We start from the raw sequence: 19,297 nt of genomic DNA, 5'->3' as shown, positions 1-19,297 counted from the left end.
TCGCGCAGAAAGCACGCAAAACGAAACCTAAATGCACCATATCGGTGCGTTGCACCATTTTGGTTATAACTTATGTGGCAAAATATTCATATATTTAATGAGTTGTGCGGTGCTTGGTTTGTAATGTTTGGTTACAAATAAACATGCTTTCTCCTCGTTGTTTCATGAACTTTTTGATTTTAAGTTTTGATTCATGATGCTAATGTCACATCACCCCCGTATTAGGGGTGCTCATAAAATACCAAAAGATAAAATCACAGCCCAAATTATAAATGGGCGTGACGGGCAGGGTTCTAATTATAATATCTAGGAAAATAAATGATGAAACGCAGTGTATTAGCCTTAGCTGTCGCCCTCGGGGCGATCACCTCCTTCGCCAACGCGGCTGAAATCTACAATAAGGATGGCAATAAACTCGACCTGTACGGCCGTGTTAACGCCAAGCATTATTTCAGCGACAGTAAATCCAGCGACGGTGATATGACCTATGTTCGCCTGGGCTTCAAAGGCGAAACGCAAATCAATGATCAGTTGACCGGGTACGGCCAGTGGGAATACAACGTCCAGGCCAATCATGACGAAGCGCAGGGCACTACCGGCACCAAAACGCGTCTGGGCTTCGCGGGGCTGAAATTCGGCAACTACGGTTCTTTCGACTACGGCCGCAACTACGGTGTGGTCTATGACGCCGAGGCTTACACCGACATGCTGCCGGAGTTCGGCGGCGACTCCTACAGCTATACCGATAACTTTATGACCGCCCGTTCCAACGGTTTGGCCACCTACCGCAACCGTGATTTCTTCGGTTTGGTGGACGGCCTGAATCTGGCGGTGCAGTACCAGGGTAAAAACGATGGCGACGGCCGCAGCGTGACCAAGCAAAACGGCGACGGTTACGGCCTGTCTCTGGACTATCAGGACATCGGCGGTTCCGGCATCGGCGTAGCGGCGGCGTTCTCCGACTCCAACCGCACCAGCGCTCAAAAAGCGCTGCAGTACGGTAAAGGCGACAGCGCCACCGCATGGACCACTGCGGTGAAATACGATGCCAACCAGGTTTACCTGGCTGCGATGTATGCCGAAACCCGCAACATGACGCCGATCAGTGTCAACGGCACTTCCGGCTTCGCCAATAAAACGCAAAACTTCGAAGTTGTGGCCCAGTATCAATTCGAGAACGGTCTGCGTCCTTCCGTGGCTTACGTGCAGTCCAAAGGCAAGGATATCGAAGGGATCGGTGATGCCGACCTGGTGAAATACGTGGAAGTGGGGGCGACTTACTACTTCAACAAAAATATGTACACCTACGTTGATTACCAAATCAACCAGCTGAGCGACGATAACAAACTGAAATTGGCCAACGATGATATTGTTGCCGTCAGCCTGACGTATCGCTTCTAATCTGCAATTCCCTTACCTTCATCCTGTGTCGGGATTGGTAATCAGGCGGGGCGCAAGCCCCGCCTTAGCTCGTTGACAAAGGCGGAAAAAGCGTGGTTTTTCCTTCTTTGTGGTGAGCAACCGAAAATCAATGAATTGATTTCCCTTATTTTAAATGCTGTTTTCGGTAAACCTGGCAATGTCACCAGGCTTGTCATTAACCTCAGGTGGGGCGCAAGCCCGGCCTTCGTTTTATCGGGATCTCAGCCTTTGGGCGCCAGCCCGACCAGCTCAATGGCGGAACGCAGCGCGGCGAAACGTTGCTGATCCTGCTCACGCTCTATTTCGTTCACCAGCTGTGAAAGAATATTGCTGCCGGAGACCTTTTTATGGTTTTGGATTAACTGCAACACTGCGTCGCCTAACGCCAGGCTGACGTCGTGCAGCAGAGTTTCATATTGCTCGTTGGAGTGAGCCGATGCTGGCATGACCTTTCTCTGTCTCTTTCTTCTTCGGGAGCCGCAATTTAGCAAAACAGCGGCCTTATGCCTCGGAGGAAGACGCAGTTTCCGATGAAATCAGAAATTCCTCAGCGTCGCGCGGGGAGGGCGTTAAAAATCCGAATATTCGCTGGCTGGCAACCAGAAGCCGTCGATAAACTCTTCCATGGGATAACAGCCGGCGTGTCGCAAGTTCTGTTCCTTCATCGCGACCAGGCATTGCGGCTCGTCGCGCAATATGTCGACCACCATTTCACTGCAGCCACCATCCAGATAACAGACAAACATCACCAATGCGTACATCGTTGCACGCCTCCTTCGTCGAGTTGCTCTGTCTGCAACAGTGTAGGTAAAAAAGCGCGATTTTTCAGCATCATTGCGCGATTAATCGCCACCGAAACGCCGTTGACGACACTTTCGGAATACTCTAACCGTTTCTGACGCCGTGAGCGGATGGCATATCCTTTTGTCGATGCTAAGCTTAACAAGCCTTACTTAAACGCATTAGTGAAACCATCAAAAGGAGTGAATATGGGCTTGTTTAACTTCGTCAAAGAAGCGGGCGAAAAACTGTGGGACACAGTCACCGGCAATGCCTCCGCCGAAGATCAAGGCGCCAAACTCAAGGAGCATCTCGATAAGAGCGGCTTGCCGGGCACCGACAAAGTCAATGTGCAGGTGATCGATGGTAAAGCCGTAGTGACCGGCGACGCCGTCAGCCAGGAGTTAAAAGAGAAGATCCTGGTGGCTGTCGGCAACGTGGCGGGCATCAGCGGCGTGGAGGATAAGGTGGCGGTGACGCAACCCGACGCCGAGAGCCGCTTCTATACCGTGAAGAAGGGCGATACGCTGAGCGCCATCTCTAAAGAGATGTACGGCAACGCCAATCAGTACAACAAGATTTTCGAAGCCAACAAGCCGATGCTGTCGAGCCCGGACAAGATTTATCCTGGGCAGGTGTTGCGTATCCCGCAATAACGCGTCGGTCTGCCATAGCCCGGTTGCGTACCGGGCTTTTTTTTGTCCTCTGCAATAGGTGTCTCTTATTTCCCTGCGATCTTGATGCCGGTTACATTTCCCCTGTGTACCCGCTCGCTTGCCGGCAGGCGCGGTGTTGACCCTGATGGGGAAAATTGATAGCGTCATCCCCCGGTTGAGCCGGAACGACCAAGGCGGCAACGTTGGCGCCTTATTCTGAGGGGATGTTTTGCCCCGTCAAACAGCAATGCAGCAGTTGAACGAGTGAAACCGATTTAGTGAAACAACAGCGTAACGCCTCAACGGATAAAAACTATCGAGAAACCTTGGGTGATGCGCAATTTGCGATCGTCGTGTTGGCGGTGGCGTCCTGCTCACTGATTATCTTTACGCTGGCGGTCACGCTGTGGGTGACCTGACGCGATTAACTAGGGGAGATAAAATGGAGCCTAATCTCCATGATGAGACCAAACTGCTGGCGATTATCGGCCTGTTGGTGTCCGTGCTGCTGGTGGTATCAATTCTCTTTGGCGTGACCTATTTCTCCGATCTCAGGCACGCGCAGGACGATATAGACATCATGAGCTGCTATATCAAAGCGTCCTGATCCGCGCAACTGCGCCGGAGCGTCGCCGCTCTGTGGGGAAGCTGTCCTGTGTTAAGCTTGGGCGGTTACCCTTGGCGAATCGGCGCCATTCAGGAGGTCTTTGCGATGAGTCAGTCACGTCCTACGCTCTCTTCACCTGCACGCGAATGCCCTGTCGTTGACGGCGTGCGCCAGATACAACGTATTGCCGTGCGTAACGCAGAAGTGGGGGGCATCCCGATCAACCGCGCGTTACCAACCCGGGAGCGGCGCACCGTCGGCGCCTGGTGTTTTCTCGATCACGCCGGGCCGACGGTATTCAACGGCACCTCGCCCGGCATGGATGTGGGGCCGCATCCGCACATCGGGCTGCAAACGTTCACCTGGATGATAGAGGGGGAGGTGCTGCACCGAGACAGCCTCGGCAGTGAGCAGGTGATTCGCCCGGGCCAGGTTAATCTGATGACCGCAGGGCGCGGCATTGCGCATACCGAACAGTCGGTGGGTGAGCAACGGCGATTGCATGCCGCACAATTATGGATCGCGCTGCCGGCCGAACATGCCGACATGGCGCCACGCTTCGATCATTATCCTGACTTGCCGCAATGGCAGAATAACGGCGTGAATCACCGTTTGCTGGTTGGGGAATTTGGCGCTTACCGTTCACCGGTGTTTACGCTTTCGCCATTAATCGCCATTGACCTGGAATGGCAGGAAGCGGCGAGGATCGAATTGCCGCTGCGCGATGATTATGAAATCGGCTTTTTGCCCCTTATTGGTGCATTTGAACTTAATGGTGAAACTTTTTCACCTGATGAGTTCGCCTATTTGGGCATGAAGAATAACTCTATTGGGTTAAATGCGCAAAAGGGGAGCCGGGGATTATTAATCGGTGGGGCGCCATTAAACGAAGAGATCCTTATCTGGTGGAATTTCGTTGGCCATAGCAAGGCTGAAATTACTCGGGCTCAGCATGATTGGGAACAAGGGGCGCCGCGCTTCCCGGCGGTTAGCGGTTATTCTGGTGAGCGCATGACCGCGCCACGCCTGCCCTGGAGCGATGTTTGATAGCATTAGGATATAATCGCCGCGATTATTCGGCTTATTTCGCTCTAATAAGGCGCAATTAATGTGATCGCGGCTCCAGCTTTACGACAATATAAGGTTTATCGGCGGAAAAGTGATCTGGCGCATATAATGACAGCGAGAAGAAGTTTAGGATAATCCTCAGGAAGTAAGGTTGTCTCCCGTTAGTCAGATGTCAGTGAGGTCATTATGAGCCAGGTACTCTATCGTGCAAGACTGTCCCATGTCGTGGTTGCCACGGCGCTGTTTTGGGCCTCTGTCGCGGCATTGTTGGTCGCCGTATTAAACTAACCTCAAAAAATGACTCCTGCATAAACCCGCCTCGGCGGGTTTTTTTATCTCCGCCGATGGGAAGATGAGAGGCGGAGTTTATAATTGATGACATCTTCAATAAACGACCGGGATCCTCATGAAGCTCTTTGCCGATATTTTGCTGCTGCTCATCGCAGCGCTCCATCTTTATATCCTGGTGCTGGAAATGTTCCTGTGGCGTACGCCACTCGGCAGGCGCGCATTCGGCACGACGGCGGAGTTCGCCGCCGCCACCCGGGTGCTGGCCGCCAATCAGGGGTTGTACAACGGCTTTCTGGCGGTGGGGTTGGCATGGAGCTACTGGCGTGGGGATATGGCGCTGCAGCTGTTCTTTCTCGGGTGCGTGTTGGCGGCCGGCGTGTTCGGCGGGCTGACCGCCAGCCGCAAAATTCTGTGGGTGCAGGCGCTGCCGGCCGCGATCGCGATACTGGCGGCATGGGCGGCGCGTTAACCCGCCGGTTTGCGGCGGGCTTCAGGCGGATTTTTGGTGAATGACGTGCAGCGGCGGATCGATATGCAGATCGACGCTCAAATCCTGGCGGAAATCATAGGGCGTGATATTAAAACGCTTTCTGAACATGTACGTGAAGTGAGACTGTGAACCGAAGCCAAAGTCCAGGGCAATATCGAAGATCGACGCTTCACTGCTGCGCAGTTGGTAGACCGCGCCGGCCAGACGGCGTTCGCGAATGTATTTGCCGAGCGAAATTCCCGTCGCTTCTTTGAACAGCTTCTGCATGTGCCACAGCGAGTAGCCGGAGTACTCGGCCAGCTCTTCGAGATGGATCACTCGTCCGAGGTGAGTTTCGACCCATTTGCTGAGGGCGCAGACCAATGAGAGGTGGTGTTCTTGTATCATCAGTGCGTCAGTGTGAGACCTACATAGCGGTGAAGTATACACAACTTGCCGCCGTGGACAAAAACGCCGCCGGTGTCGGGCGGCAATTATTCGGAAAACCGCGTAACCGCCGCTTGTCAGCCGAAAGGAAAAACGGCTAATCTGAGACGGTCACCGCCTCGGTGGGGGACGCAAAGAAGGCCGCAGCAAGTAACCGCCAAAACAGAGTCAGCCGTAACAACTCAACGTTGATGGGGTGATCGCATGTTAATGACAGTGATTATTACTCTGGTTGTAATCGTGGGCGTCGGCGCTTTTATGGCGATGCCGGTGATGAGCATGAAAAACGCGGAAGGTGTGGGAGGTGAAGAACCGTGAGAGCAAGAGATATTGCACGCCGCTGAGCGGGGCGAACGCCAATCGGGAAAGCCTGGGTCAGAAACCCGGGCTTTTTGTTGCGCAGGCGCTCAAACGTTTTTCCGCTCGACGGTTTCCTCTCCCCAATAAAGCTGGTCGGCGGTGGTTTTGGCAAAGGCCTTCTCCAGCGCTTCGTCGCTGCCTTCTTCCCAGATTTTCTGCGCCAACACTTCGTCGTTCCCTGCCAGTTCAAAAATGGCTTCGGCGATCTCCACCGAAGTTTCACGCACTGTCGCCCAGGATTTCACATTGTGATTCGCCATAACTTTCTCCTGTTGGTTGTGGCTTGGGGGTGGTTTTTGCCACCGTCATGCTGCAAGTATAGGCTAATCCGCCGCGGGCTTTTGCCCGGCGGTGCGCAGAAGGGGGAAAAAGACGGGGAGAGCGGGCAATGGCGCGGACGCCATGCTATTCTGTGCGGCGTTTGAATCAAGAAGGAAAGTTATTATGTCTGACATGCTGAGCAACGAGCAGGAATTGGCTTCCGATCTGGTCGCTTGCCAACTGGTCATCAAACAGATTCTGGACGTTATCGACGTGATTGCGCCGACCGAAGTGCGCGACAAGATGGCGGGTCAGCTCAAAAGCATCGATTTCTCCACGCACCCTGCTGGCGCCGATCCGGTGACCCGCCGAGCGATTGACAAGGCGATTGCGCTGATCGAGATGAAGTTTACCCGCAACTGAGGCGGGGCCGCCGCAGAGCGGCGGCGTCGGGCGGTGGCGGTTAATCCACCACCGTTTCGATTTTCTTGAACAGCGGGCAGTCGGCTACGCCGATGAAACCGTTGTCGCCATTCACGTACTGGGCGATCGCCACGTTACGCGCCGTCAGGTATTTGCACTGCAATCCCAACCCGCCAACGTTTTTGTTGCTGCCGATCAGCACGCCGTAACCCGAGATCAAAAAGCCGCCGTAAATGACCGCCAACACCAGTACCCACTTAATCAATTTACTCATCGCATTTCCTCGTTGTCCCTGAGAGAGCATCTAGCCACGGCGCGCATGCGAGGGCAAGGGTAACAGTCTGAAAACCGGGCGATAGCCAGAAATCTAAACGAAAAGTTAAACTTCGTTTAACTTCGCTGTGATAACATGCGCGATAGATTACCCAGATAACAATGAGGCTGCTAAATTTGTTGCGAAAAAAAATCCTCGTGATAATGACGGCCGTCGCTGCCTGCCTGTTTTTCTACCTGCTGGCGCTGGACAGCTATTGCGACGATGGTGGAAATTTTGCGTTGGGCATCTGTTCGGTGACCCGCTTCGTGCCCTGGTAAGCAATTTTCGGCAGGGATGTTCGCACGGCCGCCGCGAGTGTTAAGATGGCGGCCTGAATGTCGCAGTAGATAGGGTTTTTCATGTACGATTTAGGTTTTGGCCAGAACGGCCTGTTGTCGCTGGCCCTCGCCGCCTTGGCGTTGCTGGCCGGGCTGTGGGTTTGGTTCCTGGTGAACCGCGCCAGCGTGCGCGCCAACGAGCAGATTCGCCTGCTGCAAGAGATTGCCGAGCAACAACGTCAGCAAACGGCGCTGTTGAAGCGTATGGCGCACCGCGCTGGCACTGACGGCGCTGCTGCAGATGACGACGATCTCAGCCCCGCGCTGGATTTCAAAGGTTTTATCCCCGAACGTTGAGCATGATGCTCCGGCTGGCGCTGCCGCCGGGGCGCCTCAGTAAAACACCATGCCCTGATAAGGTTTTTCCCGGCATGCCGCCAGGCGGCTGGCCAAATCGCCGGCATGGATCTCCAATTGATGCCCATCAGGATCGAGAAAATAAAGCGATTCGCCTTCGCTGCGATTGCTTTTCCACTCTTCGACGCCGGCCTGGCGCAACCGCTGGCTGGCCTGTTCAATATGTTCCGGCGCTACGCTGAAGGCGTAATGGGTGTAATCGCGCTCGTGTTGTTGCGTGCGCCTTTCATCCAGCGACAGGCATAGCCACAATGACCCCAATGAAAGATAGGCGCCGCCTTGCCAGCGGGCGTGCGGGGTAAAACCCAACAGATGACGATAAAAATCGAAGCTGCGATCGAGATCGCTGACGGCAAGCGTCAGATGGTTGAGGCCGGTCAACATGCATGCGTTTCCTGGGCGCAGAACAGAGAGAAAAGTGTACGCAGGCGCTCAGGAAAGATAAAGGGGGCAAAGCATTAGTAGAGATAATGTGAAAACCGGCGGCGCTGTCATAAAACTGTCGTACAGACATCGTAATGTAGCGCGAACCTTACGAAAGATGGATGAAGCCGATGATTAAATGGTACGAAGAAAGCGATGCCGAAGTGAACCGCAGCATCGCGCTGCTGACCGGAGAGAACCCGGACAAGTGGTATCCCTACGGTGGTGTGAAAGGTAAAGATTACTGCAAGAATCCCTCCGATGCCTGGCCGATCATTTGCGCCAACAAAATCAGTCTGAACCCCGATAACCAAAGCGACAGCCCGCAATGGCAGGCGCGCATGAGCACCCAGGGCGGTGAATGGCAGGCGGACAGCGCCAGCCCGCTGCGCGCGGCGATGATCTGCTTCCTGATGAGCCGACAGGCTAACTGAGTCGAACAATACCGGTGATTGGTAAGAGTTTCTCCTTTTTCTAATAACAGAGCTGTCGTTGGCGGAGGCTGTTTATGAAGCGCATTATCAAAGGTGATAAAAACTTGTCTCATCTGGTGATTGCCCATGCGGCGATCGATCGTCATGCCGAAAGCTTCGGCCAGCGCCGTCAGGGCTGGCCCTCGACCTACCTGATAAAATATCAAAACGATCGCGTGGCGGTGGAAGTGGTCACGCGTCGCCAATCCTATGTCGCCACGCTGATGATCGGCGCGCGCAACCTGACCAAACTGTGCGGTATGCCTGGCTGAACGCCACCGTTGCATACTTTCTCACGGTTAAAAAATCGCGCTCCGGCCTGCCGTCTCGGGGCGCTTCTCCTTGATGCTCACGGGGTTAAGTGTTAAAAAGCCGCCCGCAGATACATTTATTGATTGGTGAAATCTTGGCCGATAGCGGCAAGGGTGTACGCCATATGAGGATAAGATGGGCGGTCAGCATCAGGATACTCCGCTAAAACGCGGCTTAAAAAACAGACATATACAGCTTATTGCCCTCGGGGGCGCCATCGGTACCGGTTTATTTCTCGGCATTGCGCAAACCATTAAAATGGCCGGCCCCGCCGTGCTGTTGGGTTACGCCATCGGTGGTTTTATCGCGTTTTTAATCATGCGCCAGCTGGGCGAAATGGTGGTGGAGGAGCCGGTCGCCGGATCGTTCAGCCACTTTGCCTATAAATATTGGGGCGACTTCGCCGGCTTTCTTTCCGGCTGGAACTATTGGGCGATGTTCATTCTGGTCGGCATGGCGGAACTGACCGCTGTCGGCATCTACATTCAGTACTGGTGGCCGGAGATCCCCACCTGGGCCTCCGCCGCGCTGTTTTTCGTGCTGATCAACCTGATTAACCTGGTGAACGTGCGCCTGTACGGCGAAACCGAGTTTTGGTTCGCCATCATCAAAGTGGTGGCGATTGTCGGCATGATCGTGTTCGGCGCCTGGCTGTTGGTCAGCGGCAACGGCGGGCCGCAGGCCAGCATCACCAACCTGTGGCAGCAGGGCGGCTTTATGCCGCACGGCTTCTCCGGGCTGGTGATGGCGATGGCGGTGATCATGTTCTCGTTCGGCGGCCTGGAAATGGTCGGCATCACCGCGGCGGAAGCCGCCGATCCGCGCCGCAGCATTCCCAAAGCCACCAATCAGGTGGTGTACCGCATTCTGATCTTCTATATCGGCTCGCTGACCGTGCTGCTGTCGCTCTATCCGTGGGGGCAAGTGGTGGAGGGGGGCAGCCCGTTCGTGCTGATTTTCCATGCGTTGAACAGCAATCTGGTGGCGACCGTGCTCAATGTGGTGGTGCTGACCGCCGCGCTGTCGGTCTACAACAGCGGCGTTTATGCCAACAGCCGCATGTTGTTCGGGCTGGCCAGCCAGGGCAATGCGCCGCAGGCGCTGACGCGGGTTAACAAGCGCGGCGTGCCGGTGCTGTCCATTGCGCTATCGGCGTTGATTACCTCGATCGGCGTGCTGATTAACTACCTGATGCCCGGCAAGGCGTTTGAGCTGCTGATGGCGCTGGTGGTTTCAACGTTGGTGATCAACTGGGTGATGATCTGCCTGGCGCACCTGAAATTCCGCGCCGCCAAGAACCGCCAGGGCGTCATTCCCAGCTTTAAGGCGCTGTGGTACCCGTTCGGCAACTACCTGTGCCTGGCGTTCCTCAGCCTGATTCTGGTGATTATGTATTTCAGCGAAGGGATCCGCATTTCGGTGTTGCTGATGCCGGTGTGGATTGCGGTGCTGTGGTGCGGGTTTATGCTGACGCGCCGTAAAGGCACCAAGCGTTAATCGGTATGCTGCGGAGGCGTATTGCGCGCCTCCGCTTCTTTTCTCGTTAGCCGCGCGGCATAAAGGCGCGCCCCTCACTATGCCCCCGCCCCAGCAGTTTCCGACACAGCAGCAGCAGGGTGCTGATCACGTCGATGGCGACCACGCTGAGCATCAGCAGGGTCAGCATGAAGAATCCGAGCAGCGAACCGCCCAGCACCACCAGCGGGGCAGGTACGCGCAGACGGCGCAGCTTCATGGCGAAATACATTTTCCAGTATTGCTTCTGCGCCAGCAGCGCGCTGCGAATACGGCGCCCCAGGCCGATGCCTGATTTGCGGGATGTAGAACGACTCATAACTTCTCCTTTTCTGTATGCCCTACAAGTCAATCACAAAGATCTTAAGAGAGTCTTAACGAGCTCTTGGCGGCCCTGGCTGTCTCACCGGAGTGAGACAACAGCATACGGCAAAAGGTCCCGAGATGCAGCGCACGGCTGACAAAGTGCGAGCTTCATCGGGTTTGTTACACTGAAAGTCATGCCCGTGCAGGGCGCAGTGGTCGGGAGAAAAGGCAGGATGAAGAGAATCAACCGTTATTACGACGCGGCCAAGGCGCATCACACGCCGGAGGGATTTCGCAACCCGGAACCCTCGCAGCGCCAGGAGGGCGACCTGCAGCGTTGGCAGGATGAACGCAAGCGGCAGGGGCTGCCCAGGCCGCCGCAGCAGGGCTACGCGCAATTTACCGAGCGTTGGTGGCAACCCGCCGATCTCAGCGGCGGCGATGACAGCATTTGGTGGCTTGGGCATGCGTCAATGCTGCTGCGGTTGGGCGGGCGCTATATCCTGATCGACCCGGTGTTGTCCGAACGCGCATCGCCGCTGAGCTTCTACGGCCCGAAGCGCAGAACGCCGACGCCGCTGACGGTGGGACAACTGCCGGCGGTGGATGCGGTGCTGATCTCCCATAATCATTATGATCATCTCGACAAGCGCACGGTGCGGCAGCTGGCGCGGCGCTTTCCACAGGCCGAGTTTATCGTGCCGCTCGGATTGAAGCGCTGGTTTCGCCGCTATCGGCTGAAGGTGCATGAACTGGACTGGTGGCAGAGCCTGTCGCTGGGCGAACTGACGGTCTACGCCACGCCGGCGCGGCACTGGAGCATGCGCACGCTGTGGGATCGCAATCGCTCGTTGTGGTGCGGCTGGGTGATCCACCATCCGGCGCTGCGGTTTTATTTTTCCGGCGACAGCGGCTATTCGGAACGGCTGGCGGAGATCGGTCAACGGCTGGGGCCGTTCGACGTGGCGGCGCTGCCGATTGGCGCCTATGCGCCGCGCTGGTTCATGCAGGAGCAGCATATGGATCCGCAGCAGTCGGTGACGCTATATCGCGAGCTGAATCAGCCGCGCGCCATTCCCATCCATTGGGGGGTATTCGAATTGGCGGACGAATCGCTCGACGAGCCGCCGCAGCAGTTGAACCTGGCGCTGAGCGAGGCGGGGCTGGATCAGCATCAATTCCACCCGTTGAAGATTGGCGAGCGGATCGCGTTGCAGGACTCGCAGCAAGCGTTCTCTCTTCACCCTGCGGTACCGGGGAAAGAATAAGATCAACGGTTTGAAAGCGTGGCGGTAATTAGCAGAATCGATAAGCACGGGTGGTGATTCAAATAACCACCCGATCTTCAAGATTTAATTCCATGCCACACTTTCGCTATTCATAAGATTATTCCGGTTATTCAGACTCGTGGCTTTCGGATTATTTAGGATGAAACAACCGGCCAGCGGGAGAGGCGTCTGGAGGTTGCATGCTTATGCAACCGTTGCCCGCGGTACCCGCTTCACTTGCGCCTTCCGACGCGATGGGGTTCTCACCCTGTGGCGGCAGGGTTGAAGACCGACGATGAATGCGCTTTCCGGCGCTAAAGGGTCGGAGGAGCATTGAATAAATTGGCCCCCGTTCATCGATATTCAAATGTTGCATATGACATTCCATAAAGATTCAAATTTTTTAACGCTATAAGCGGCAAAAAAGCGAAAGTGCCGAGAAGGAGAGGCGTCAAAACGATGAAAGTTTTGTTAAAACGCTATCAGAATGCGGGGTCTGGCGCAGTGATTTTGGCAAGCAGAAAATAGCCGATGCTTCAACATCTTTTGGGCTATTTAAGCAAATGCGGCGCTCGACCGTTTCAAATATGTGCGACATGTCGTTCAGTGATTAAAAATGGCTTGCCATCGCATACAGAGTATGTGATAACGCATCTGGGTAAAACGAGGTACAGTTCTGTATATGTGTGGCATTTTCAGTAAAGAAGTTCTGAGTAAAGACGTTAGCGTTGAATACCGCTTCTCTGCCGATCCTTATCTTAGTGCCTCAAGCAGTAACGACTCTAGTTTGTCTATGTAACGCCCACGGGCGGTTTAAACAATCCAAAGGAAATACTCAAGATGGCAAAGATCAAAGGTCAAGTTAAGTGGTTCAACGAGTCTAAAGGTTTCGGTTTCATCACCCCGGCTGACGGCAGCAAAGACGTGTTCGTACACTTCTCTGCAATCCAGGGTAACGGCTTCAAAACCCTGGCTGAAGGCCAGAACGTTGAGTTCGAAATCCAAGATGGCCAGAAAGGCCCATCTGCAGTAAACGTTACTGCTATCTAATCAGCGTCAGCTGTACAAAAAGCCCGCCTCCGCGCGGGCTTTTTCGTTTCCGTCATCCGGCGGCGATGATGATGCCGGCATACTGGTTGCGGCCTTTTATCCCCGGATGCGTCGGATCCTGCGCGCGCTGATGGCTGTTGCGGCGATAGCTGGTGTACTTGAAGCGCTGCGGCCGCTGCGGGTCGACGTCCGGCGTGCAGATGGTGCAACTGCCGGCGCGGTCAACGGCGGCGAAGCCCAGCGCCGCCAGCTTGTATTCGGCAATCGCGGCCAAATCCAGATGCCGGTAATGCGGGCTGATCAGCGTGGCGGGCAGCGGCAGGCGCTGTTTAAAATTCTCCACCAGCGCTTCGTCGACTTCGTAGCAGCACGCGCCGGCGGCGGGGCCGATAGAGACCACCCAGTCGGCGGTGTCGCCGTCCTGGCGAATGCGCGCTGCCATCTGTTCCAGAATGCCGTCCAGCAACCCGCGCCAGCCGGCATGAACCGCGGCGATGGCGCCGCCGTCGCGGCGGCTGAACAGCACCGGCAGACAGTCCGCCGTCAGCACGCCGAGCAGAATGCCGGGCTGGCGGGTGTAGAAGCCGTCGGCTTCACCGCACGCCTGCGCCGGTTGCAGCACCTCGACGATACGGGTGCCGTGCACCTGCTTCTTTTCCGGCAGCGTGGCGCTGTAGGGCAGCAGATGCCCCGGCAGCAGCGCGAGTTTGCTGCCGAAGCCGTGCTGAATGTGGGGCACCGCATCGAGCAGCGCGGAACGATCGCTCATAAGTTATTTTCACCTGCGTGAGAAAACAGACTCACAGTGTAGCCAGCTTTTTCCCCGCTTGACCAGGCGTTGTTGGCGGCGAAAGCGAGCGGGGATGCGCCTTGCATCGAGCCGACGCCTTCTTTAGACTAGCCGCGCCCTGTCTTTCTGGAAGCCCATTCATGTCTTATCAATGCCCCCTGTGTCATCAACCGCTGCATTTCTCATCGCAACACTGGCGTTGCGACGGCAATCATCAGTTCGATCAAGCCAAAGAAGGCTACGTCAATCTGCTGCCGGTACAGCACAAGCGATCGAAGCAGCCGGGAGACAGCGCGGAAATGATGCAGGCGCGGCGCGCGTTTCTCGACGGCGGTTTTTATCAGCCGCTGCAACAGCAGGTGGCAGAGTGGCTGGATTTGGCGCTGGCGGCCGATGCAGGCGCGTTATTGGATATAGGCTGTGGGGAAGGGTATTACACCGCCGCCGTGGCCGCACGGCTGGCGCAGCAGCGCAATATGGCGGTTTATGGGCTGGACGTCGCCAAGGTGGCGATCCGCTACGCTGCCAAGCGTTATCCCGCGGTCTCGTTCTGCGTCGCCTCCAGCCATCGCCTGCCGTTCGCCGACGGGGCGCTGGATGCGGTGTTGCGCATCTATGCGCCCTGCAAGGCGGCGGAGCTGGCGCGAGTGGTGAAGCCGGGCGGCGTGGTGGTGACGGTTTCGCCGGGCCCGCGTCATCTGTACCAGCTGAAAGAGCAGGTCTACCAGCAGGTGCAGCTGCATGCCGAGCAGGACGAACAGTTCGACGGTTTCGAGTGCGAGCGTAAAGAGGCGCTGGCCTATACGATGGCCCTGCCGGGCGCACAGGCCGCCAACCTGCTGCAGATGACACCGTTCGCCTGGCGCGCTACGCCGGAGGTGCAGCAGCGGCTGGCGCACGGCGGCGAGTTTGAGTGCGAAACGGATTTCGTGCTGGCGTTGTACCGGCGCCGTGCTTAACAGGCGCAGTGAGCCCAGAAACAAAAAAACCTGCCGCGGCAGGTTTTTTTGTAGCGCGAGCGCCTCAGGCCAGGTAGCCAAGATGCTCCAGCAGAATGTTGACGCCGATACCGATCAGCACCACGCCGCCGAGGATCTCGGCGCGTTTGCCCAGCAGCGGGCCGATAAAGCGGCCGATCATCATGCCCAGCGTCGCCATGATCATGGTGGCGCAACCGATGGCCATGGCGGTGTGCACGATATTGACCTGCAGGAAGGCCAGGCCGACGCCGATAGCCATGGCGTCGAGGCTGGTGGCGATAGCGGTAGCCACCAAGATCCAGAAGCCGTGGCGTTTGACCTTCTCTTCTTCATCGGGTTTGTTGCGCACCCCTTCGACAATCATGCGCATGCCGAGAATGAACAGCAGCGAGAAGGCGACCCAGTGGTCCCATTCCATGATGTATTGGCTGGCGAACAGGCCGATGGCCCAACCGATGAGCGGGGTGATCGCTTCGACCACGCCGAAGATCAGGCCGGTGCGGATCGCTTCGCGGAAACGGGGTTGATGCAGGCTGGCGCCTTTGCCGATCGAAGCGGCGAAAGCATCCATGGACATGCCGAAAGCGAGAATGAGTGTTGCTGAAAGGTTCATGTGAAATAGCCTCGGCCGGGTGGCTCCATATACACGTAACCCACCCCCAACCAAACGACGGAGTTACGTGTCTATGGTCTCGCCAACCTTACCTGGCTGCCCGCACCACGTTTCATACGGCGAAACGAGTATGTTGATACGGGCGTTTCTGGCGTTTTATTCTCCAGAAACCGGCTACTCCCCAATGACGGCGCAACCATACCATATTATTTCCGCCACCGACAACTTTATTCTGGCGTGATGTTCGCGCTTAATTGAGACTCGTTTTCATTAATCTAATTTCATGTGGGAATATAATGTAGACGTGGGTAACAATGTTGCGGAAATAATAGTCAGAGTGAAAGTGACGCAGCCCATTAATTACCCACAGGCCGCGCAAGGTTTGAGCGGTAACAAGGCGGTAATTTATTTATCTATTGATTATCAACGAAAAACTGATAAATCTTCTCCAGGTCGTCCAGGTGTGTCACCTGAACCAACAGCCGGCGCTGTTCCAGGTCGATGGCCAGAATACCGTCTTCCGATAAATTCATGGCTTTAATGCGGTTATATTCAACAAACACATTGGCGAAGAAAAAACCCTGCGCTTTAAACACCATCTTGGGAGCGCGAATATAAGAAAAATAGATAGCGAGCAGCGCCAAGGAAATAAGCAGGTAGGTGGTTAATACCGCACCATTGTCGGTGACATTGCGGTAAATCAGAATGGCGATCAGGCCGACGAAAATCAGGCTGTCGAGGCGGTGGCGGCGTTTGAGCAGCACCTTGAGGCGCGTTTTGCCTTTCAGCAGATCCATGCCGAATTCGTCATACAGCGAGTACAGCAACAGCAGGGTGATAAACAGCATCAGTACGGCGTCGGTCAGTGACATCTCTTGCTCCACACATAAAAAAGCCGGGGGTTGCCCCCCGGCCGTTTCGAACGATTACAGGCCCAGCAGGCCAATCCAATAGCCAAAGATACCGATGACGAAGAAGCCGATGATGATCCACAGCGCGTTGACTTTCTTGCGCAGCAGCCACATACAGGCGAAGGTCAGCAGCAACGGCACCAGGCCCGGCATCAATTGGTCGAGGATGGTCTGCACCGTGGTCACGTTGGTATGCCCGGTCTGGTCAGTGATCTTGGACACCACCAGCGGGATATTCACGTGCGTCCACTTGTTGACCAGCGCCCCCATGACAAACAGGCCGAGAATGGACGCCCCTTCCGTCAGTTTCTGCAGGAAGCCGCCGCCCATGTCGTTGACGATATCCACCCCTTTACGGTAACCGTAGGCCACGCCGTAGTAGCGGGTCAGCAGGCGCACCAGGTTGAACAGCACGAAGAACAGGATTGGCCCGAGCAGGCTGCCGCTCATGGCGATGCCGGCGCCGAGCGCGGCGAACACCGGCCGCACGGTGCCCCAGAAGATCGGGTCACCGACGCCCGCCAACGGCCCCATCAGGCCGACCTTGATGCCGTTGATCGCGCCGTCGTCGATCGGCGCGCCGTTCGCGCGTTGCTCTTCCATCGCCATGGTTACGCCGAGCACCGGCGCCGCCACGTAAGGGTGGGTGTTGAAGAACTCGAGGTGGCGCTTGATCGCCTGTTTGCGATCGTCATTGTTTTCCGGATACAGGCGACGGATCACCGGTACCATCGAGAAGCAAAAACCCAGCGCCTGCATGCGTTCGAAGTTCCACGAACCCTGGAACAGGTTCGAGCGCAGGAATACGCCGCGAATATCGGCCGGCGTGAGTTTCTTTTGAGCAGTTGTATCAACCATTTCTCTCACCTATTCCTAGTCGAGTTCGTTATCGAGATCGTTCGCGTTAGCCGGGCCGGCCTGGACAACCTGAGACTTGTTGTATTTCGGGCTAAGCTGGATGTACAGCACGGCCATCACCACGCCGATGACGCCGAGCGCCACCAGGTTGAAGTTGGTGAAGGCGGCGGTCACGAAACCCAGGTAGAAGAACGGCATCAGGTAGCCGGCGCGCATCATGTTAATCACCATCGCGTAACCGACCACCACGATCATGCCGCCGGCGATGTTCAGGCCGCTGGTGACCACTTCCGGGATCGAGTTGAGCAGGGCGTGTACCCCGGCGGTGCCGACCGAGATGGCGACGATGACCGCCGGGATGGCGATACGCATCGCCTGCAGCAGCAGGGCGCCGATGTGGATCCAGGTGATGGCCCGCAGGCTGCCGCGCTCCGCCGCGCTGTCCGCCGCGTGCTGGAAGGCCACGGTGAGGGTGCGCACGATGATGGTCAACACCTGGCCGGCCGCCGCCAGCGGAATGGCCAGGGCGATACCGGCGCCGACGCTTTGCCCGCCGGCGATGACCAGAATGGTCGAGATGATGGACGCCAGGGCGGCATCCGGCGCGACCGCCGCGCCGATGTTCATCCAGCCCAGGGCGATCATTTCCAGCGTACCGCCGATAATGATGCCGGTTTTCATATCGCCGAGAATGAAGCCGATCAGGGTACAGGCGACCAGCGGACGGTGGAACTGAAACTCGTCGAGGACGGAACCCATCCCGGCGATACAGGCAACGATAAATATCAGCACAATCTGAAGAGTGGTGATCTCCATTGCACTTCTCCTATGACCAAAAAAGCTCTGAGTAAAATAATCAGCGGCTGGCGCCACTAATTGAGTTTGTTAATCAGGTCCATCATTTTTAGCCGGCTGTCGGACGAGACCTTACGCACCTCCAGCTCGATACCGCGATCGTTCAGTTTCTTAAACGCTTCGATATCTTTTTCATCGACGGAAACGGCGTTGTTCACCTGGGTTTTCCCCTGACGGAACGCCATGCCGCCGATATTGACGGATTGAATATCCACGCCGCCCTCCACCAGACGCAAGACGTCGGTCGGGTTGGTAAACAACAGCATCACGCGGTCGTTGGCGTATTTCGGGTTGTTCCAGACGCGGATGGCCTTCGCCACGTCCACCACGTGAGCGGTGACGCCCGGCGGGGCGACCTGGGTCAGCAGGGTTTTGCGCACATGGTCGGCGGCGACTTCATCGCTGACGACGATAATGCGGCTGACGTTGGTCTCTTTGGTCCAGCGGGTAGCGACCTGGCCGTGAATCAAGCGGTCATCGATGCGCGCCAGGCCGATTTTCATGTGGTCATTCGGCCCCAGCGGCGCCTGAGGGGCAGCGGCTTTGGCGACGGGTGCTGCGGGTTTTGCGGGTTCTTCCTGCGGTTTTTTCAGCGCTTTCACGCCTTCGCGGCCGGTTTCCAAAGCCAGCGCCACCAGTTCATCGAAGGCGGGGTTGTCGTCCCGCGCCATGAAGGTTTCCACCAGCATCGGAATGTTGACCCCGGTGACGACCTCATAGTTTTCCTTGTCGACCGCAATGCGGCTGGCGGCGTTGAACGGGCTGCCGCCCCAGGTATCCACCAGGAACAGCACGCCGCCGCTGGTATCCAACCCACTGATTTTCTCGTTGTACTTGACGATTAACGTCTCGGCATTCTCACCGGGAACGAAGTCTATAAAGGCGACGTTGTCCTGCTCGCCCAATAGCATCTCCGCCGTTTTCAGCAGTTGTTCCGCTGCAGCCCCGTGTGTGCCGATGATAATAGCTATTGCCACTCGCTACCTCCTCGTTGAACTCCAGGCGCGGTTTGTGTCGTTTCTCCGCGCCGTCTTGGCAGTCACTTCCGCGGTTCAGATACATTATGGTAGAAAAAAAGAAACGCACGCCTAACATTTCTCACGCAGTTTCAAATGCCTGTGCGCAATACTTCACGAACGCGACATTTA

Annotated in this window: 29 protein-coding genes and 1 riboswitch; of the genes, 16 read left to right on the top strand and 13 right to left on the bottom strand. The window is 56.3% G+C overall.

All coding sequences use genetic code 11. The features are described 5' to 3' along the window. Positions 1-318: 318 nt before the first annotated feature. On the top strand, positions 319-1,401 hold the full coding sequence (gene ompC, locus SSARUM2_RS14335; RefSeq protein ID WP_047571579.1) for a porin OmpC: 1,083 nt from the start codon (positions 319-321) through the stop codon (positions 1,399-1,401). A 242-nt stretch (positions 1,402-1,643) separates the two neighbouring features. Here ompC and SSARUM2_RS14330 read toward each other — a convergent pair whose 3' ends face one another. Beyond that, on the bottom strand, positions 1,644-1,868 hold the full coding sequence (locus SSARUM2_RS14330; protein WP_033654433.1) for a biofilm development regulator YmgB/AriR family protein: 225 nt from the start codon (positions 1,866-1,868) through the stop codon (positions 1,644-1,646). A gap of 123 nt (positions 1,869-1,991) precedes the next feature. After that, positions 1,992-2,183 carry a YebW family protein gene (locus SSARUM2_RS14325; protein ID WP_004934567.1) on the bottom strand — a complete coding sequence of 64 codons (192 nt, stop codon included), beginning with the start codon at positions 2,181-2,183 and terminating at the stop codon, positions 1,992-1,994. 228 nt (positions 2,184-2,411) lie between these two features. Between SSARUM2_RS14325 and lysM the strand changes: the two genes are divergently transcribed. The 5 genes from lysM (at position 2,412) to SSARUM2_RS14300 (ending at position 5,293) form a co-directional block, all read left to right on the top strand. Continuing rightward, a complete protein-coding gene (gene lysM / locus SSARUM2_RS14320; RefSeq protein WP_033634902.1) occupies positions 2,412-2,858 on the top strand; it encodes a peptidoglycan-binding protein LysM in 447 nt (148 codons plus the stop codon). Between the two features lie 278 nt (positions 2,859-3,136). Then, the gene (locus tag SSARUM2_RS14315; protein WP_162846225.1) at positions 3,137-3,277 is read left to right on the top strand and encodes a hypothetical protein; all 141 of its coding nucleotides are present in this window, start codon (positions 3,137-3,139) and stop codon (positions 3,275-3,277) included. 23 nt (positions 3,278-3,300) lie between these two features. Beyond that, the gene (locus SSARUM2_RS14310; protein ID WP_162846224.1) at positions 3,301-3,465 is read left to right on the top strand and encodes a hypothetical protein; all 165 of its coding nucleotides are present in this window, start codon (positions 3,301-3,303) and stop codon (positions 3,463-3,465) included. 105 nt (positions 3,466-3,570) lie between these two features. Next, positions 3,571-4,512, top strand: coding sequence for a pirin family protein (locus SSARUM2_RS14305; protein ID WP_033634901.1), 942 nt, complete (start codon positions 3,571-3,573; stop codon positions 4,510-4,512). Between the two features lie 427 nt (positions 4,513-4,939). Continuing rightward, positions 4,940-5,293, top strand: coding sequence for a DUF1304 domain-containing protein (locus SSARUM2_RS14300; protein ID WP_033654431.1), 354 nt, complete (start codon positions 4,940-4,942; stop codon positions 5,291-5,293). Positions 5,294-5,314: 21 nt separating this feature from the next. Here SSARUM2_RS14300 and SSARUM2_RS14295 read toward each other — a convergent pair whose 3' ends face one another. After that, positions 5,315-5,701, bottom strand: a complete 387-nt coding sequence (locus SSARUM2_RS14295; protein WP_004927697.1) for a helix-turn-helix domain-containing protein — start codon at positions 5,699-5,701, stop codon at positions 5,315-5,317. 446 nt (positions 5,702-6,147) lie between these two features. Further along, positions 6,148-6,360 (bottom strand): YccJ family protein, encoded by a 213-nt coding sequence (locus tag SSARUM2_RS14290; RefSeq protein ID WP_004927694.1) that lies wholly within the window; start codon positions 6,358-6,360, stop codon positions 6,148-6,150. Positions 6,361-6,544: 184 nt separating this feature from the next. On the opposite strand from SSARUM2_RS14290, the gene SSARUM2_RS14285 reads away from it, so the two are divergent. Next, positions 6,545-6,784, top strand: a complete 240-nt coding sequence (locus SSARUM2_RS14285) for a DUF2766 family protein (protein ID WP_004927692.1) — start codon at positions 6,545-6,547, stop codon at positions 6,782-6,784. Positions 6,785-6,824: 40 nt separating this feature from the next. Here SSARUM2_RS14285 and SSARUM2_RS14280 read toward each other — a convergent pair whose 3' ends face one another. After that, a complete protein-coding gene (locus tag SSARUM2_RS14280) occupies positions 6,825-7,058 on the bottom strand; it encodes a YobH family protein (RefSeq protein ID WP_004927690.1) in 234 nt (77 codons plus the stop codon). A gap of 203 nt (positions 7,059-7,261) precedes the next feature. Here SSARUM2_RS14280 and mgrB point away from each other — a divergent pair, with 203 nt between their 5' ends. Both mgrB and SSARUM2_RS14270 read left to right on the top strand, forming a co-directional pair. Further along, entirely contained in the window at positions 7,262-7,378 is a 117-nt protein-coding gene (mgrB, locus tag SSARUM2_RS14275; protein WP_019452853.1) for a PhoP/PhoQ regulator MgrB, read from the top strand. A gap of 81 nt (positions 7,379-7,459) precedes the next feature. Beyond that, positions 7,460-7,735, top strand: coding sequence for a YebO family protein (locus SSARUM2_RS14270; RefSeq protein ID WP_060452581.1), 276 nt, complete (start codon positions 7,460-7,462; stop codon positions 7,733-7,735). Positions 7,736-7,771: 36 nt separating this feature from the next. Here SSARUM2_RS14270 and fos read toward each other — a convergent pair whose 3' ends face one another. Continuing rightward, positions 7,772-8,179 (bottom strand): fosfomycin resistance glutathione transferase, encoded by a 408-nt coding sequence (gene fos / locus SSARUM2_RS14265; protein ID WP_033634897.1) that lies wholly within the window; start codon positions 8,177-8,179, stop codon positions 7,772-7,774. Between the two features lie 170 nt (positions 8,180-8,349). Between fos and SSARUM2_RS14260 the strand changes: the two genes are divergently transcribed. The 3 genes from SSARUM2_RS14260 to SSARUM2_RS14250 all read left to right on the top strand — a co-directional run bounded on the left by SSARUM2_RS14260 (position 8,350) and on the right by SSARUM2_RS14250 (position 10,500). After that, complete coding sequence (locus SSARUM2_RS14260; protein WP_004927682.1) at positions 8,350-8,652, top strand: phage protein NinX family protein; 303 nt, start codon at positions 8,350-8,352, stop codon at positions 8,650-8,652. Between the two features lie 74 nt (positions 8,653-8,726). After that, complete coding sequence (locus SSARUM2_RS14255) at positions 8,727-8,963, top strand: DUF4060 family protein (RefSeq protein WP_025303167.1); 237 nt, start codon at positions 8,727-8,729, stop codon at positions 8,961-8,963. A gap of 175 nt (positions 8,964-9,138) precedes the next feature. Next, entirely contained in the window at positions 9,139-10,500 is a 1,362-nt protein-coding gene (locus SSARUM2_RS14250) for an amino acid permease (protein ID WP_060421412.1), read from the top strand. A gap of 46 nt (positions 10,501-10,546) precedes the next feature. On the opposite strand, the gene SSARUM2_RS14245 is transcribed toward SSARUM2_RS14250, so the two are convergent. Then, positions 10,547-10,837: a hypothetical protein gene (locus tag SSARUM2_RS14245; RefSeq protein ID WP_033647690.1), complete on the bottom strand. Its 291-nt coding sequence runs from the start codon at positions 10,835-10,837 to the stop codon at positions 10,547-10,549. A gap of 220 nt (positions 10,838-11,057) precedes the next feature. Between SSARUM2_RS14245 and SSARUM2_RS14240 the strand changes: the two genes are divergently transcribed. The 3 genes from SSARUM2_RS14240 (at position 11,058) to cspE (ending at position 13,142) form a co-directional block, all read left to right on the top strand. Next, positions 11,058-12,092: an MBL fold metallo-hydrolase gene (locus tag SSARUM2_RS14240; protein WP_060452582.1), complete on the top strand. Its 1,035-nt coding sequence runs from the start codon at positions 11,058-11,060 to the stop codon at positions 12,090-12,092. 682 nt (positions 12,093-12,774) lie between these two features. Continuing rightward, positions 12,775-12,891 (top strand): DUF2627 domain-containing protein, encoded by a 117-nt coding sequence (locus SSARUM2_RS14235; RefSeq protein ID WP_002211058.1) that lies wholly within the window; start codon positions 12,775-12,777, stop codon positions 12,889-12,891. A gap of 41 nt (positions 12,892-12,932) precedes the next feature. Then, the gene (cspE, locus tag SSARUM2_RS14230) at positions 12,933-13,142 is read left to right on the top strand and encodes a transcription antiterminator/RNA stability regulator CspE (protein WP_002221949.1); all 210 of its coding nucleotides are present in this window, start codon (positions 12,933-12,935) and stop codon (positions 13,140-13,142) included. A gap of 52 nt (positions 13,143-13,194) precedes the next feature. Here cspE and pgeF read toward each other — a convergent pair whose 3' ends face one another. Beyond that, positions 13,195-13,911, bottom strand: coding sequence for a peptidoglycan editing factor PgeF (pgeF, locus tag SSARUM2_RS14225; RefSeq protein ID WP_060452583.1), 717 nt, complete (start codon positions 13,909-13,911; stop codon positions 13,195-13,197). A gap of 161 nt (positions 13,912-14,072) precedes the next feature. On the opposite strand from pgeF, the gene rlmA reads away from it, so the two are divergent. Beyond that, the gene (rlmA, locus tag SSARUM2_RS14220) at positions 14,073-14,891 is read left to right on the top strand and encodes a 23S rRNA (guanine(745)-N(1))-methyltransferase (protein ID WP_060438569.1); all 819 of its coding nucleotides are present in this window, start codon (positions 14,073-14,075) and stop codon (positions 14,889-14,891) included. 64 nt (positions 14,892-14,955) lie between these two features. Here the strand turns inward: rlmA and mntP are convergent, their stop codons facing one another. The 5 genes from mntP to manX form a co-directional block, all read right to left on the bottom strand. Continuing rightward, positions 14,956-15,525: a manganese efflux pump MntP gene (gene mntP, locus SSARUM2_RS14215; protein ID WP_033647683.1), complete on the bottom strand. Its 570-nt coding sequence runs from the start codon at positions 15,523-15,525 to the stop codon at positions 14,956-14,958. A gap of 7 nt (positions 15,526-15,532) precedes the next feature. Further along, a riboswitch (yybP-ykoY riboswitch) is annotated at positions 15,533-15,720 on the bottom strand. 218 nt (positions 15,721-15,938) lie between these two features. Then, positions 15,939-16,397, bottom strand: a complete 459-nt coding sequence (locus tag SSARUM2_RS14210; protein ID WP_060452584.1) for a DUF986 family protein — start codon at positions 16,395-16,397, stop codon at positions 15,939-15,941. A gap of 54 nt (positions 16,398-16,451) precedes the next feature. Beyond that, positions 16,452-17,294 carry a PTS mannose transporter subunit IID gene (locus tag SSARUM2_RS14205; RefSeq protein ID WP_033634889.1) on the bottom strand — a complete coding sequence of 281 codons (843 nt, stop codon included), beginning with the start codon at positions 17,292-17,294 and terminating at the stop codon, positions 16,452-16,454. Between the two features lie 15 nt (positions 17,295-17,309). Next, positions 17,310-18,110, bottom strand: a complete 801-nt coding sequence (locus SSARUM2_RS14200; RefSeq protein WP_033634888.1) for a PTS mannose/fructose/sorbose transporter subunit IIC — start codon at positions 18,108-18,110, stop codon at positions 17,310-17,312. 56 nt (positions 18,111-18,166) lie between these two features. Then, complete coding sequence (manX, locus tag SSARUM2_RS14195; protein WP_033654424.1) at positions 18,167-19,126, bottom strand: PTS mannose transporter subunit IIAB; 960 nt, start codon at positions 19,124-19,126, stop codon at positions 18,167-18,169. Positions 19,127-19,297: the final 171 nt, after the last annotated feature.

It is taken from the genome of Serratia sp. K-E0102 (genome assembly GCF_029962625.1).
GTDB classification, from domain to species: Bacteria; Pseudomonadota; Gammaproteobacteria; order Enterobacterales; family Enterobacteriaceae; genus Serratia; species Serratia sarumanii.
This window is presented reverse-complemented; position numbering and strand designations above follow the sequence as displayed.